This window comes from Nocardia coffeae (assembly GCF_019890715.1).
In the GTDB taxonomy this organism is placed as follows: Bacteria; Actinomycetota; Actinomycetes; order Mycobacteriales; family Mycobacteriaceae; genus Nocardia; species Nocardia jiangxiensis.
Genome location: NZ_JAINZY010000011.1, coordinates 185,107 through 199,588 on the forward strand (window position 1 = coordinate 185,107; position 14,482 = coordinate 199,588).

Genomic DNA, 14,482 nt, shown 5'->3' on the forward strand with positions numbered 1-14,482 from the left:
GCCCATAACCGGCACCCTTCAGGAATTCTGCTGCTGGGCCCGGTCCACGATCCAGGCGGCGATCTGGGCGCGGTTGGTGAACCCGAGTTTTGTCAGGATGTGTTCGACGTGGCCTTGAGCGGTGCGGTGGGAGATCACCAACTGTGTGGCGATCTGCTTGTTCGTCAGTCCTCGGGCGACCAGTTCCGCGACCTGCCGTTCACGCTTGGTCAGCTGCGTCGACCCGGTGGAGGTGGAGGCCGCACTCGGCTGCTCGCCGAGCGCGTAGAGCACCGCGGCGTTCATCGTCATCGCCCGGCCGCGCCGGAACGCCGCATCGAACCGTCGCTCGCCGAGCGCGCGACGCACCACGCGGCCGCATTCCTCGTGCGACCGCGACAACTCCGGGAAGAAGATCGAGAACCCGGAACCGGACCGCACCAGATTTTCCGCGGCGCCCATCAGCACCGCCGCGCGCTCACCGTCCTCCTCGGCGATGATCCAGGCCAGACCCTCGAGATCGAGCACCGCGACGACGGGGCTGCGAACGCGCCGGTTCACTCGCAGCGATTGCGCCAGCAACTCTTGCGCGCGGGAGCTTTCGCCCTGCTGCCAGGCGTAGATTCCCAGGCCCCACAGCGCGCTCGACCGGAACAGCGATTCGCCGCTCGCCTCGGTGATGGCCAGGACTTGCTCGTGGTTTCCGATGGCCCGCCGAATATCACCCTGCGCCGCCTGCGCCCAGCCGAGCGTCATCAACGCCGCGATATGGAGATGTCCGGCGGGATCCGAGCCGAGCACCTCGACCGCGCCCTCGAAGCAGGAGGCCGCCTGTGCGGGCTCGCCTCGGTACAGCGCCAGAGTGCCGGCGGCGGATGCGACGAGTGCCCGATGCAGCGGAGCGGGGTCGCCTTCGGCAAGCTCGCGGACCTGCGTGAGCAGCAACTCCGCGGCGCGAAAGTCTTGTTGCTCGGCGGCCATCACGGTGCCGACGTAGAGTGCCCGCACCCGGGCGGGCACGGCGCGCGCGGCGGGGTGTGCGAGGACTCGGTCGACCCAGCGGCGCCCTTCGCCGTACAGACCCCGAAAGCTCCAGAACAGCCACAGCGCGGTGACCGTCCGCAATCCGGCCTCACCCGATTCCGCGGTGTTGTCGGATACGCAGAACTCGAGCGCCTCGCGCAGGTTGAGTTGCTCGCGTTCGAGTCGCGCCAGCCAGTCGGGTTGTCGCTCACCGATCCACCCGGCTTCGCCATCCAGCGCCAACTGGCGGCACCAATCGCGGTGGCGCCGGCGCAGAGTGATTTCTTCGCCGGACTCCCGCAGTTGCTCACGCCCGTAATCGCGCACGGTCTCGAGCATCCGGAACCGGACAACTCCCTCGAGCTCCTCCCGGATCACGACCGACTTGTCCACCAGCGACGACAGCACGTCCAGCGGACTCCCCTGCCCCGACTCGGTGGTGCAGACCCGCTCGACCGCATCGATGTCGAAACCACCCGCGAAGACCGACAATCGAGCCCACAGCCGCTGCTCGGCCGGTGTGCACAATCGATAGCTCCAATCGATGCACCACCGCAGCGTCTGCTGCCGCTGCGGAGCGGTGCGGCTGCCGCGGGTCAGCAGTGCGTATCGGTCGGTCAACCGGGCGAGGATCTGCTCCGGCGACATCGTCCGGATGCGCGCCGCGGCGAGTTCGATCGCGAGGGGCAACCCCTCCAACCGGGCGCAGATCCCGGCCACCGCGGTCATGTTCTTCTCGGTGACCTCGAAACCGGGCACCACCGCCGCGGCGCGCTCGGAGAACAACGCCACCGCGTCGAATCGAGGCAGTCCCCGCAGCGTCGGCGCGCTGTCGAGACTCGGAACTGTCAGCGGCGAGACACGCAGCACCGCTTCTCCGGCGATGTCGACCGGCTCGCGGGTGGTTATCAGAACCCGCAGGTCCGCACATGCCACCAGGAGCGTTTCCACCAGATCCGCCAGGGCGTCCACAACCTGCTCGCCGTTGTCCAGGATCAGCAGCGCTTCCCTCGAACGCAGAAAATCCACCAGCGCATCGCGCATCGGCAGCGCCGAATCATCGCGTAAGCCCAGTCCGCCCGCGACCACGTCGATCAGCAACGCCGGATCGGTCACGTCGGCGAGTTCGATCAGCCATACCCCGTCGGCGAAATCGCGTCGCACGGTCGACGCCGCCCGCAACGCCAGCCGCGTCTTGCCGACACCACCGACACCGGTCAACGTCACCAGCCGCCCCGCCGCCAGCAAGCTCTTGATCTCGGCCGTCTCCACTCGGCGGTCGATGAAACTGGTCAGTTCGAGCGGGAGTTCAGCAGTGCGGCCGCGAGCCCGCCCCAGTTGCGGCGCAACAGATTCCGCACTCGGCGACGCCTCCTGGTGAGGCCCGAGCGCAGCGGCCGCTCGTGCCCGCAGGGCCATCTCGCCGACCTGGTATCCGTTGCGGCGCTGCACCTCTCGGATCGCCTCGCCCAGGGCCGCCGCCGAGGGCCGCGCGTGCCGATCCCGATTCATCGCCGATTCCACGACCGCTGCGACGTCCTCGGGGATACCACCTTCTCGCATATCGGGCAGCGGCTGACCGGTGATCCGCAGGAACTGCGCGACGACCTGCTCACCACTGCGCCGTTCGAACGCGGCATGCCCCGTCAACGCGACGAACAGGGTCGCACCCAGTCCGTATACATCCGCGGCCGGTGTCGCCGCCTGTCCCGCGAGCATCTCCGGCGCGGTGAAGGCCGGCGACGCGGTCACCACCCCTGTGGCCGTGTGGAATCCTCCGGCGATGCGGGCGATACCGAAGTCGGTCAATGCCGGCTCCCCGTACTCGCTCAGCAGAATATTGCCCGGCTTGACGTCCCGATGCAGGATCTCCAGCCGATGCGCGGTCTCCAGCGCACCCGCGATCTTCACCCCCAGCCACAGCGCCGTCTCGACCGGCAACGGCCCTTCCCGGCGAATCCACGCATCCAGTGAATCCAGCGAGTGATATGGCATCACCAGATACGGCCGCCCACTGCCGGTCACCCCCGCCTGCAGCACCGTGACGATATTCGGATGCCCGGTCAACCGGCCCATCGCCTTCTGCTCACGCAAGAATCGCGCCTGATTGTCGGCGTCCAACTCCGCGGTCAGCACCTTCACCGCCACCGTGCGATCCAGCGCCGGCTGCGTACAGCGGTATACGACGCCGAAACCACCCTGCCCGATCTCCTCGGCATCCTCGAAACCGGACGCGCTCAACTCCACCGCAACGGGCACATTCACGTCGCGGCTGGTCCGCAGCGGATCCTCGTCGACCATCAGTGGCTCGGGAACCGCCGGGCACGGGCACGTGTACCGGGCGCCATGCGCTCACCTTCCGACACCGCCAGCGTATCGCCGGCAAAGCCGCCGGTGGCTGTCGGCCGTCGCCGCGGCCGTGATCTGGCCGCCGAGCACAGCGCTTCGCTTCTGCGCGTCCCGGCTGCCGAGCGTCGTGGGTCTTTCCAGGCCGTCACTGATTCGTCATTCGCCCTGGCAGGACAACCGAATGCGGTACCGATTCGGGATTCGAGCGCTGGTGGCGACCGCGGGAACCGCAGGCTGCGACGTATCTTCAGCGCGAGTGATTGTCCTATCGGAAGATCCGTACACAGCACGGTGCGCTCGGCTCGCACAGCCGAGGGGATTCGTGTCGTTCAGGAGCGACGGGAGACGAAGTGATGATGCAGCAGAAGCACAGTCGGCCGCGGCCGCGGTGGCGTAGCCCGCTGCGGGGTCCATGGCTGACCTCGGTGTTCGGCTCGGTACTGCTGGTCTGCCTGCCGATCGTGATCGTCACCGGCTTGTTGTCGTACATCGCGTACGGGCCGCGGTTCGGTCAGGCGATCCCCGCGCACGTCGGGGGCCTGGCGCTGCCCACGTTCGATTGGCCCACCCGCCCGTCGTGGCTGTACCGGCTCACTCAGGGCTTACATGTCGGTCTGGGGCTCGCGCTCGTGCCGGTGGTGGCCGCAAAGCTGTGGTCGGTGATCCCGCGATTGTTCGCCTGGCCGCCGGTGCGGTCGGTCGCTGCGGCGATCGAGCGGGTCTCGTTGGTGATGCTGGTGGGCGGCGTGCTGTTCGAAATGGCCACCGGGATACTCAATATCGAGTACGACTACATCTTCGGATTCTCCTTCTACACCGCCCACTACTTCGGGGCGTGGGTGTTCATCGCCGGGTTCGCCGCACACGTGGCCGTCAAGCTGCCGCGCATGATCACCGCATTGCGCTCCCGCTCACTGCGGCAGGTGCTGCGCACTTCCCGCGCCGAGACCGAACCCGAACCACCCGACGCCGATGGCTTGGTCGCCGCCGATCCCGCCGAGCCGACCATCAGTCGCCGTGGCGCGCTGGCACTCGTGGGCGGTGGTGTGGCGTTCGTCGTGGTCCTCACCGCGGGCCAGACCGTCGGCGGATTCACCCGCCGGGCCGCACTACTGCTCCCGCGCGGACGCGGTGAAGGCCACGGCGCCAACGACTTTCAGATCAACCGCACCGCTACCGCGGCCGGAATCAGCACCGCCGACATCGACGATTCCTGGATGCTGAGCTTGATCGGCGGTCCCGCTCCGGTACACCTGGACCGGGCGACATTGCTGGCCATGCCGCAACATGCCGCCCGGCTCCCCATCGCCTGCGTCGAAGGATGGTCGACGGTGCAAACCTGGACCGGAGTACGGCTACGCGATCTGGCTCGCCATGCCGGGGTGGAGCAGCCCGCTTCCGCGGCGGTGACCTCGCTCGAACAGGCCGGGGCATTCAATCGCGCACTCCTGCAAGCGAATCAGGTACTCGACCCCGACGCATTGCTGGCATTGCGCGTGAACGGCGCGGACCTCTCACTCGACCACGGCTACCCGGCGCGGATCATCGTCCCCGCCATGCCCGGCGTGCACAACACGAAATGGGTCTCCAGCATCGAATTCCGGAGGGCATGAGATGACCACCGAAAGACTGGTCCACCGATGGAAACGCGTGTACGGAGCGCACCCGCTGCATTTACCCGTGCTGCTGGCATCGGTGGTGCTCGCCGGGTACAGCGTATGGGTGCTCGGGTTCGACGCCCTGTGGAATCACCGGGTGTGGTGGCAGGCCATCGCGGTGTGGTTCGCGGCAGCCATCATCGCGCACGACCTGATCCTGTTCCCCGCATACGCACTGCTCGATCGTGCCCTCACCGCGGCGTCCACACGGGCCGGACTGCGGGTGTCGCCGGTGAACTACATCCGAGTACCTCTCCTCGGGATCGGACTGTCGTTTCTGCTGTTCTTCCCCGGCATCATCCGGCAGGGTGCAACCACCTACCACGCAGCGACCGGAGGCAGCCAGCAGGCGTTCCTGCTGCGCTGGCTGCTGCTGTGCGCGACCATGCTCGCGATCAGTGCACTCGCCTATGCGATCCGGAGCCTGCGCGCCCGACGACGGCACTGAATCCTCGCCTTGCTCAGCCACTTTCCGGCACAACGGCGGTCCTTCGGCGGGACCGGGAAATGAATGTCAGAGTTTCGTCACCACGTCGACCAGGCGTGCTGAGGTCTCGGCAGGTGATGATCGTGGCGAGCGTTATCGAGTACAACCACGTTCCCCGCACCGGAAGCGGTCACGAATCACAGGAGGCGCACAGGTGGCAACCGTTGCCGCACGGGTCAAGGACCGGATCGAGCATTTCCACGCGGAGCGGCTGAACGGCGCTCGCGGGACCAGGCCGTTCCTGCACGGTCGCCGACCCACAGCCGAGGACGTCGTGCTGACCGGAAACGATTATCTCGCCCTGGCCGACGATCCTCGGATCGCCGCGGCGGTCGCTGCCGCATTCTCCGGCGCCGGGTCACCACAGCAGCGCATCGACCAGGGCACGCTCGGCGACCGCCTGGCCCGGTACACACAGGCCGGCGCCGGCATCGTGTGCCAGTCGGGCTGGGACGCGAATCTCGGCCTGCTGCAAGCGATCGCGGATCCGCAGACTCCGGTCTATATCGACGAGAAGGCACACATGTCTCTGCGGCAAGGCGCCGTGGTGGCGGCAGCGCCCATTCACCTCTTCCGACACCACGAGCCCGACCATTTGCGCATCCGGATCGGCGAGCACGGTCCCGGCATCATCGCGGTCGACGCGATCTGCAGCACCAGTGGAAGCCACAGCCCGCTGACCAGGCTGTGCGAAATCTCCGAGGAGTCCGGCAGTGTGCTGGTGGTCGACGAGTCGCACTCGCTGGGTGTCGACGGACCGTGCGGGGCAGGCACGGTCGTCGCGCTCGGCCTCGTCGAGCAGGTGGCGTTCCGCACCGCGAGCTTGGCCAAAACCTTCGCTGGACGCGCCGGCTTCATCGGGGTGCACGATCCGGACTTCGTCGACTACTTCCGGTCGGCGTCGTATCCGGCGGTGTTCTCCTCGGCCTTGCGTTCCCCCGACATCGCCGGACTGGCCGCCACCCTCGACGTCGTGCGCACCGCCGACCACCGCCGGACCCGATTGCACGAGATATCGATGGCGGTACGAAAAGCGCTGACGGCCCTCGGATTCGACCTCGCAGGATCCGACAGTCACATCGTTTCCATACCCACCGGACCCGACACGCGCAGCCTGCAGCTGCGCGACATCCTCGAACGACACGGAGTGCTCGGCGCACCGTTCTGCGCACCGGCCACACCACCGGACCGATCATTGATCAGGTTCTCACTGCACGCAGCACTCAGCGATCGACAAATCCAACGAATACTTCTGGCGTGCAGCGAGGTACGTGACCGACTCGGCACAACACCACCCGGGCCGGCGCACTGAATGCTGCACGCCTTCCCAGAGGGCGTTGGAGAATCAGGTCGCGGGTGGGAGGTCCCACGGACCCGTGGTGGTGAAGCGTGCTGGTGCCGCGGCTGGTTTCGTCCGGTCCAGGCTTTGGTGTCGATCCAGTCGTCGTCTCGTCCTTGACGAACAGCTCGACGGCCGAGTCCCCGCCGTCTTTGCGTTCTTGGTCGTTGCGCTGGTTTGTCGTCGAGACCATGGCGGTCCGAAACGCCTGCACTGCAAGTGATCCCGGTCACCAACTGAAAGACGGCGGCACGATATCGGACCACTCCCCCGCAACTGAGCACACGCACGAAAACTCGCCCAGCACAACATGATCTGGTCCGGGCCGCCACTTGGGTGATTCGGACCAGATCATGTTGTGCTGATGGAACAGACTCACTGCACATGATCGGGCGCGGAGGTGTCGGGTCGATGCGACCGAGGCGCAGGTCAGCTGTCCACGGCGCCGTATCGCTTGTCGCGCCATGCGAGAGCCGCGCCGAGGCCTCGGGTGGCAACCAAATTCGTGAACTCCTCACGTTCGGGGGTGTGCGCGGAGTTCAACACCGCGGCGATGTCGAGGTTGGATTCGACCGCACTGGTCAGCCCCATCGCGTCGTACGCGCGGGTGATCGCTCGTTTGGTGTAGCGAAGGATCGACAGCGGGGTCAGCGCGATCTTGCGGGCGAGTTGGTCGACGGCGCCGGCGAGTTCGGCGTTGGCGACGACACGATTGACCATCCCCAGCTCCTGGGCCCGCTCGGCGGTGATGATATCGCCGGTGTAGAGCAACTCGTTGGTGGCTTTCTGGCCCAACAGGAACGGCATGAGCAGCGTGACGGGCCCGGAGCCGAAGCGGATCTCCGGTTCACCGAACTGGGCGTCGTCGGCCGCGACGATCAGGTCGCACGCCATCGCCAACTCGCAGCCGCCGGCCAGGCACCATCCCGATACCGCGGCGATCACCGGCTTCTTCAATCGCCACACCTGCATCGACAGTCCGATGTTGTTCGTGAGCCCGGCGTGCCATTGCTCGGCGGTGGACACCCCCATCTCCACTTCCTGGGTGATGTCGTAACCGACGCTGAACGCGTGATCAGCGCCTTGCAGCACAACGACTTTGATGGCGGGGTCGGCTTCGGCCTCGGTCAGCGCCGTCGACAGTTCACGCATGAGTTCGACCGACAGCGCGTTGAGCTTCTTCGGCCGGTTGATGGTCAACCATGCCACCGCATCATGGTGTTCGATGATGACCAGGTTCTCGACAGACTTCGTCATGCTATTGCTTCTTTCGGTGTCGGAGTTTCTGAACGTGCCATTTCGCGGAAGCGTGATTTGTCGACCTTGCCGACCGATGTCGTCGGGAACTCGTCGACGACGGTGAATCGGTCCGGTGTCCACCAACGGGGGAAGCGTTGCTGGATGTGGCTGCGAAGAGCTGCGTAGAGCTCCTCCCCGCCGCGACCGGGCACGACGGTGAGGTACGCGTGCGGGCGCTCGGTCCACCGCGCATCCGGCACCGCCACGACCGCAGCTCCGGTGACAGCGGGATGTTCACACAGGTGCAGTTCCAGTTCAGCCGTGGCGATCCATTCACCGCCGGACTTGATCAAATCCTTGTCTCGGTCGTGCAGAGCGAGGTTGCCGTCGTCATCGATGGAGGCGATGTCGCCGGTGTCGAACCACTCAGCACCGTCCTGTCCCACCACGAACGGCCCGCGCACCTGTAGCCGCCCCATCGCCGGGCCGCCCCCGGCTTTGTCGAATCCGCTATCGTCCAAGCACATTTCGACGAGCGGAATCGGTATTCCCGCAGACACGCAGGGCCGGTCACGTTCGTAGGTACTGCACGCCATGGTCTCGGTCATCCCCCAGGCATTGACCAGCCGGGCACGCAGGACCGTGGCGACGGAGTCGGCGACCGTCCTCGAGACCACACTGCCGCCGGTGAAGGCGGTGTGCAGTGCGGTCGGAGCGGGTGCGTGGTCCGCCTCGACCGCAGCGCAGATGTCGTGCCATACCGTCGGTACCGCTGCGGCAGCGGTGACGGCTTCGTCGGACAGGATCCGCGCGATGCGCCGCGCGGTCAGGTCACCGCCGGCCAGCACGACGGAGGATCCGGTCAAAGCACAGGTGAAGGGCAACCCCCAACCGTTGACGTGGAAGAACGGCGCGAGCGGCAGCACGGTGTCGTCGCGGGTCAGTCCCGAAGCATCGGCACCCGACTGCGAGAGTGCATGCAGAACCATGGCCCGGTGACTGACCGAGTACATCTTCGGGCTCCCGGTGGTGCCACTGGTGTGGAACAGGAACGCGGTGAGGTTCTCGTCCTCGATGGCCGCAGGTGCGACCGTGTGCGATCCATGCTCGATGAGATCCTCGTAGCTCAGGTAGGTATCGGCGACCGACGACCAGTCGCGGTCGCCGATACCGACAACCGGAATGCGTTCTCCCGAATCTGTTTCAGCAGCGTCGTGGCGTTGTCGCCCAGTGCGGAATGGTCGATCATCTCGGTATCGACCAGTACCGCGGCCGGCTTCGGCGACAACGCCTGTTCGGTCAGGGCGTCGGCGCTGAGCCGAACGTTGAGGCTGTTGACCGCCGCTCCGAGCCGCGGGATGGCGAACAACGCCTCGAGATGCGCACCGGTGTTGAATGCGAGCACGCCGACCACATCGCCCGCACCGATCCCCACGGCCGAACACAGTCCGGCGCTGAGGTTCTCGGCTCGGGTCGCGATCTCCGGAAAGGATCGGTCCGTTCGCCGGTCGTGTGGTCCGGCGATGTCGACGACGCGGGAGTGCCGATGAACGTGTCGCATCCGCCACAGCAGGTGGTCGATGCTCAGCGGGTACATGACTACTTCACCAGCGTCGTCACGACGTCGACCGGATTGGCCAGGGTGTCGCGAATCGGTGACCGCCGCTGGACCGCGGCGGTCAGTTCCCGCAGTTGTTCGTCGCTGGCGTTCGGCGACTCGACACGTACATCGACGCGGATCTGCTGCGCGCCGGGTCGCACGCTGTCATCGAGGTTCAAGAAGCCCTGCAGGTCGAAGTCGACCTCCATATCCAGTGCGAGCGAGGACAATTCGATGCCGCGGACCGCCGCATTGGTGGCGAAGGTGACCGCGTAGCATCCGGCCAGCGCTTGCAGGACGTACTCTCCGGGACTGGCTGCGGTGTCCGTGCCCAAGAGCGCAGCGGGCTCGTCGGACTCGAATGTATAGGTGGCTTCGCGGTCGGTGACGACAGCGCCGTTCTGGGTCACATCACCGGTGACGGCCCGCTGACGGCAGCCGGTGAGCCAGGCCGAGCCGAGCGAGAAGCTCACCTTGGCCAACGCCGGAGTGGCCTTGACGGCGTCGATGGTGGCGGTCAGAGCGTCGCGATCGACGCCGTTGAGTTCGGCGGACTTCGCACTGGTGGTCATGATGATCGCCTTTCGGTCGAGTTGTCGTGCTGATTCGGTACTCAGAGCCGTCCAGGGGACGGGAGTTCACACCTCGGACAGCGAGGAGTCCCCGAGATGGGTTGTAGTGCAGGCTTTTCGGTCACCATGCGTATCGATGTCCTTTCGGTTCGTCTCGGGCGCGAGATAGGCGCACACGATGGTCACGATGCTCAGGACGATGAAGTAGGCGACCACGAGCCATGGCTGTCCGTTTCCGGCGGCGAGCAGTGCGGTCGCGATGAGCGGGGAGAATCCTCCGGCGAAGACCGATCCGATCTGGTAGCCGACCGAGGCGCCGCTGTAGCGGACCCTGGTGGAGAACATCTCGGTGAAGAAGGCCGCCTGCGGCCCGTACATGGCGTCGTGGAAGACATTGATGCCGACGACCATGGCCAGAGTTATCAGGATCGGATTGCCGGTATCGGCGAACAGGAAGAACGGCGCGATGAAGACCGCGCTCGTGACGGCGCCGAACAGGTACAGCGGCCGACGGCCGTACCGGTCGGACAGTGCGGCCCACACCGGCACCGACACCAGGCCGATGGCGGAGGAAATCAGAACCGCGTGCAGGCCGACGTTGGTGTCTTCGCCGATGGTCCGGGCGACGTAGGCCAGTCCGAAGACGGTGTAGAGGTAGTAGATCGCGTTCTGCGACAACCGCATTCCGGTGGTCAGATAGACCGCGCGGCGTTCGTCGCGAAACAGGTCGACCAGAGGCTTGTCGGCAACGGCGTTGTCGCGCTTGAGCTTTGCGAAGCTCTCCGGCTCCACGAGCCGGCTGCGGATGACCAGGCCGGCGAATACCAGGACGAAACTGATCAGGAACGGCAGTCGCCAACCCCAGGCCAGGAATGCCGGATGGGTCAATCCGGTCTTGGCGGCGGTGAACGCACCGACGGCCAACAGCATTCCCCCGGACACGCCGATCTGGGTGAAGCTGCCGTAGAACCCGCGCCGATGGGCCGGCGCGGATTCCACCGACATGAGTGCGGCGCCGCCCCATTCACCGCCGACGCCGAGCCCCTGCAGCAACCGGAGCACAAGCAGCAACACCGGCGCCCAGATACCGACAGAGGCATACGTGGGCAGGGCACCGATCAGGGTGGCGCTCAGGCCCATGGTCATCAGCGAGACGACGAGCATCGCTTTGCGCCCGATCCGGTCCCCGACGTGACCGGCGATGATCCCGCCGAGCGGACGGGCCAGGAAGCCGACCGCGTAGGTGCCGAACGCGACGATCAATCCGACGGCCGGGCTGACCGCGGGAAAGAACAGCGGGCTGAATACCAGGGCGGCTGCTGTGCCGTAGAGAAAGAAGTCGTACCACTCGATCGTGGTGCCGATGAAGCTTCCGAGTGCGACCATCCGGGGTGAATTCTCACGCCGTCTCGCCGACTGCACTGTCGGTGTATTCATTGTGGCTGAACTCCTCTCGAACCCTGACGCGCCGGGCGAGCATCGGTGAGTGCGGTCGACCGTGCGACCGAGAACGCCGAAAGTGGTAGGCCCGACAGCACTTTCGTGTCGTGTGCGCTGCTGCTCACCCTGTCTGCTCGGCGTGTGATCCAAGCCTCACCGCAACGGTGGCGTGCGGCAATGACCAACCTCGAGCAGGCGTGCGCAGAATTGCACATGCCCTGCTCAGAGGTGCAACGAAGATCTCGACCGTCGCGACGAGATCCGTTGTGTGCCATGATGTATGACGCTGCCGCAGCTTCCCGGTTGCGAAGGCCGGGACGGCGGACACACTTCGACCTTCCCGCGCCAGGCACGCTCTGGCGTCAGCTGGTCGACGGATTCCAGCGGTAATTCACCGAACCACGAGGCCTGCCCGTACGCGCGGATAAGAGAGGGTGAGGCGATGAACTACGTTGCACAGGTGTCCGGCCGCGGCACGGGGGTGTATCACGTGGCGCACGGCGCCGCCGATTCACCGCCGGTGTTCATCGAGGGCGACCGTGTATTCGGCGGAAAAGGAAGGGCCGCTGGACCATTCGAACATCTGCTCAGCGCGTTGGGCGCCTGCTGCCAGATTACGGCCCAGATCGTCGCCCAGTCACGGGGTTGGACGGTGCGCGGGTTTCGCAGCACGACCGTCGCGCAGTTCGACAATGCCGTCCTGGTGCGCGGCCTTCCCGGAACGTCGCGATTTCGATCGGTCGACATCGAGATCGCTGTCGAATCCGATCTGACACCGCAGCAGATACATGATCTGGGGATCGAGGTGGAGCGGCGCTGCCCTGTCTATCAGCTCTTCCTCGCCGCCGGTACGCCGGTGACAAGCTCATGGTCGTCGACTGGGCAATGACCGCGAGAAGTTAGCACGATTGGCCGCGACGAGCGCCTCGATGTAGTCGCAGACGACGCGGACACGAGCGATTCGCCGCAGATCTCGAGGCACCGACAGCCAATAGCTTCGAACCGTGTTCGACTCGACCTTCAGCCGCCGGAGCCCGGAGATGTCGTCGCCGATGAATGTCGGCAGGAAAGCGATACCGAGCCCGGCCTTGGCCGCTTCGATCTGTCCCGCGATGTTGTTGGTCTGGATGGTCGGCTCGATGTCCGGCAGCAGGTCGTGCAGGAGGTTGAAAGTGGTCAGGTCCAACGCTTCGTCCAGATACCAGATCAGGGAATGCCGATAGAGATCACCCAGATCGACAATTTCGTCGTGCGATTCCAGATAACGCGGTGTCGCATAGAAGGACAGCGTGTAGTCGGTGAGCTTGCGCAGCTCCACCGCGCGGGCCTGGGGACGCTCGATGGTGATCGCGACGTCGAACTCGCGTGGTGCGAGCGTGGCATGCCGGTTGGCGGTGACGATTTCGACGACGAGGCTGGGATGCGTGGACTGCATCGCCCCCAGGCCGGGCAACAGCAGATAGATTCCTAATCCGTCGGGTGCGATGACCCGCACCCGGCCCGATAACTTCGACCCTTGCGAGAAACACTCTTCTCGGGCCGCGAGCAATGATGCCTCGACGCCCTCGGCATGAACCATCAGCCGAGTGCCCGCCGCGGTGACCGTCCACCCGTCGACATGACGATCGAACAATCGCTGTCCCACCGCACGCTCGAGCCGAGTGAGATGTCGGCCGACGGTGGTGTGGTTGATCCGGAGATGTTTCGCGGCCTCGACCAACCTGCCCCGGCGTGCCACTTCGAGAAACACGGTCAGGTCGTCGGCAGAAATCACGTGCGCAACAATACTGATGACGAAGCCGTCGGTGGGCGAATTCGATAGTGTGGAGCGGTGCTGTCTGCCGATAACCTGGGTGTCTTCCTCGAAGTGGCGCGAAGCGGCCGTCTGACCGAGGCGGCCAAGCACTTGGATCTCGACCAGAGCACAGTGAGCCGCCGGATAGCCCAGTTGGAGCGGTCGGTCGGCCAGCGTCTGTTCCATCGCGACCATTCCGGTTGGACGCCGACCGACTCCGGATTGCGGCTGCTCATTCACGCAGAATCGGTTGAAGCGGCAATGGAGGCGGCGCGCGAGGATCTGCTGGATTCCAACAGCAAGCTCAAAGGTTCGGTGCGCGTTCTCATTCCGGATGGCTTTGCCGGCTACTTGATCAATCCGGGCCTCGCGCATATGTGCAACGCATTCCCCGGATTGGCTATAGAGTTGGTCAGCTCGAATCAGCACGCGTCGTTGTCGACGCGAGAATTCGATGTTGCGGTATCCATCGAGAAACCCGCCGCCCGCGCGGTCACAGTCCAGAAACTGGCGGACTTCGAAATGGGCGCTTATGCCGCTCCGGCGTATCTCGAGTCGAATCCACCAATTCACACGGTGGAAGATCTACGCGAGCACCAATTCGTCTGGTATGTGGAAGGGGCGCTCGCGGTCCCCACCTACGAGGCACTGTTCCAGGCGGTACCGAATGCGAACCTGACGATACTCACCAACACCATCGCCGCACAGGTCGAGGCAACCCAGCAGGGATTGTGCCTCGGATACCTGCCGACGTGGATCGGCGATTCGACCTCCGAACTGGTGCGGGTCGAGACCGTCGACGTGTCGATGCCGAACAGCTATTGGCTGGTCGTTCCCACTCAGTTCTCTCGGCTCGCACGGGTCCGCGCCATCACCCGGTGCATCGTCGACCTCGTCGCTGAGCACCGCGGCCTGCGATTGGCGACGGGTTACGCGGACAGCCGCGCGACGCCGTTCCGGTAGGAGGGCCTCGCCGACTCCCGCGGGATACAGGCGAGGGA

At 65.6% G+C, this 14,482-nt stretch carries 12 protein-coding genes; 5 read left to right on the forward strand and 7 right to left on the reverse strand.

Features of this window, described 5'->3' with window-relative positions; genetic code table 11:
* Positions 1–18 precede the first annotated feature (18 nt).
* On the reverse strand, positions 19–3,303 hold the full coding sequence (locus K7711_RS33225) for a protein kinase domain-containing protein (RefSeq protein ID WP_222974402.1): 3,285 nt from the start codon (positions 3,301–3,303) through the stop codon (positions 19–21).
* A 401-nt stretch (positions 3,304–3,704) separates the two neighbouring features.
* Between K7711_RS33225 and K7711_RS33230 the strand changes: the two genes are divergently transcribed.
* The 3 genes from K7711_RS33230 to K7711_RS33240 all read left to right on the forward strand — a co-directional run bounded on the left by K7711_RS33230 (position 3,705) and on the right by K7711_RS33240 (position 6,808).
* A complete protein-coding gene (locus K7711_RS33230; RefSeq protein ID WP_222974404.1) occupies positions 3,705–4,964 on the forward strand; it encodes a molybdopterin-dependent oxidoreductase in 1,260 nt (419 codons plus the stop codon).
* A gap of 1 nt (position 4,965) precedes the next feature.
* Positions 4,966–5,457, forward strand: coding sequence for a hypothetical protein (locus K7711_RS33235; protein WP_222974406.1), 492 nt, complete (start codon positions 4,966–4,968; stop codon positions 5,455–5,457).
* A gap of 193 nt (positions 5,458–5,650) precedes the next feature.
* Positions 5,651–6,808 (forward strand): aminotransferase class I/II-fold pyridoxal phosphate-dependent enzyme, encoded by a 1,158-nt coding sequence (locus K7711_RS33240; protein WP_222974408.1) that lies wholly within the window; start codon positions 5,651–5,653, stop codon positions 6,806–6,808.
* Positions 6,809–7,264: 456 nt separating this feature from the next.
* Here K7711_RS33240 and K7711_RS33245 read toward each other — a convergent pair whose 3' ends face one another.
* From K7711_RS33245 to K7711_RS33260, 5 genes are all read right to left on the reverse strand, one after another.
* On the reverse strand, positions 7,265–8,092 hold the full coding sequence (locus tag K7711_RS33245) for an enoyl-CoA hydratase/isomerase family protein (RefSeq protein WP_222974410.1): 828 nt from the start codon (positions 8,090–8,092) through the stop codon (positions 7,265–7,267).
* On the reverse strand, positions 8,089–9,258 hold the full coding sequence (locus K7711_RS48630; RefSeq protein ID WP_308015071.1) for an AMP-binding protein: 1,170 nt from the start codon (positions 9,256–9,258) through the stop codon (positions 8,089–8,091). Before K7711_RS48630 ends, K7711_RS33245 begins: the two co-directional genes overlap by 4 nt.
* Positions 9,201–9,671: an AMP-binding protein gene (locus K7711_RS48635; protein WP_268929562.1), complete on the reverse strand. Its 471-nt coding sequence runs from the start codon at positions 9,669–9,671 to the stop codon at positions 9,201–9,203. Before K7711_RS48635 ends, K7711_RS48630 begins: the two co-directional genes overlap by 58 nt.
* A 2-nt stretch (positions 9,672–9,673) precedes the next feature.
* A complete protein-coding gene (locus K7711_RS33255) occupies positions 9,674–10,246 on the reverse strand; it encodes an OsmC family protein (RefSeq protein ID WP_222974412.1) in 573 nt (190 codons plus the stop codon).
* A 66-nt stretch (positions 10,247–10,312) separates the two neighbouring features.
* A complete protein-coding gene (locus K7711_RS33260; RefSeq protein ID WP_222974610.1) occupies positions 10,313–11,632 on the reverse strand; it encodes an MFS transporter in 1,320 nt (439 codons plus the stop codon).
* A gap of 334 nt (positions 11,633–11,966) precedes the next feature.
* Between K7711_RS33260 and K7711_RS33265 the strand changes: the two genes are divergently transcribed.
* Positions 11,967–12,575: an OsmC family protein gene (locus K7711_RS33265; protein ID WP_222974413.1), complete on the forward strand. Its 609-nt coding sequence runs from the start codon at positions 11,967–11,969 to the stop codon at positions 12,573–12,575.
* Here K7711_RS33265 and K7711_RS33270 read toward each other — a convergent pair.
* Complete coding sequence (locus K7711_RS33270) at positions 12,552–13,667, reverse strand: LysR family transcriptional regulator (RefSeq protein WP_235748148.1); 1,116 nt, start codon at positions 13,665–13,667, stop codon at positions 12,552–12,554. The two genes, K7711_RS33265 and K7711_RS33270, sit on opposite strands and share 24 nt — an antisense overlap.
* On the opposite strand from K7711_RS33270, the gene K7711_RS33275 reads away from it, so the two are divergent.
* Positions 13,554–14,444 (forward strand): LysR family transcriptional regulator, encoded by an 891-nt coding sequence (locus tag K7711_RS33275; protein WP_308015062.1) that lies wholly within the window; start codon positions 13,554–13,556, stop codon positions 14,442–14,444. The genes K7711_RS33270 and K7711_RS33275 overlap by 114 nt on opposite strands.
* Positions 14,445–14,482 lie beyond the last annotated feature (38 nt).

Excerpts from the sequence above, each read along its gene's own strand:
- K7711_RS33225 (WP_222974402.1), bottom strand. The coding sequence starts at position 3,303 with ATGGTCGACGAGGATCCGCTGCGGACCAGCCGCGACGTGAATGTGCCC.
- K7711_RS33230 (WP_222974404.1), top strand. The coding sequence starts at position 3,705 with ATGATGCAGCAGAAGCACAGTCGGCCGCGGCCGCGGTGGCGTAGCCCG.
- K7711_RS33235 (WP_222974406.1), top strand. The coding sequence starts at position 4,966 with ATGACCACCGAAAGACTGGTCCACCGATGGAAACGCGTGTACGGAGCG.
- K7711_RS33245 (WP_222974410.1), bottom strand. The coding sequence starts at position 8,092 with ATGACGAAGTCTGTCGAGAACCTGGTCATCATCGAACACCATGATGCG.
- K7711_RS48635 (WP_268929562.1), bottom strand. The coding sequence starts at position 9,671 with ATGTACCCGCTGAGCATCGACCACCTGCTGTGGCGGATGCGACACGTT.
- K7711_RS33255 (WP_222974412.1), bottom strand. The coding sequence starts at position 10,246 with ATGACCACCAGTGCGAAGTCCGCCGAACTCAACGGCGTCGATCGCGAC.
- K7711_RS33260 (WP_222974610.1), bottom strand. The coding sequence starts at position 11,632 with ATGGTCGCACTCGGAAGCTTCATCGGCACCACGATCGAGTGGTACGAC.
- K7711_RS33265 (WP_222974413.1), top strand. The coding sequence starts at position 11,967 with ATGACGCTGCCGCAGCTTCCCGGTTGCGAAGGCCGGGACGGCGGACAC.
- K7711_RS33270 (WP_235748148.1), bottom strand. The coding sequence starts at position 13,667 with ATGGAACAGACGCTGGCCGACCGACCGCTCCAACTGGGCTATCCGGCG.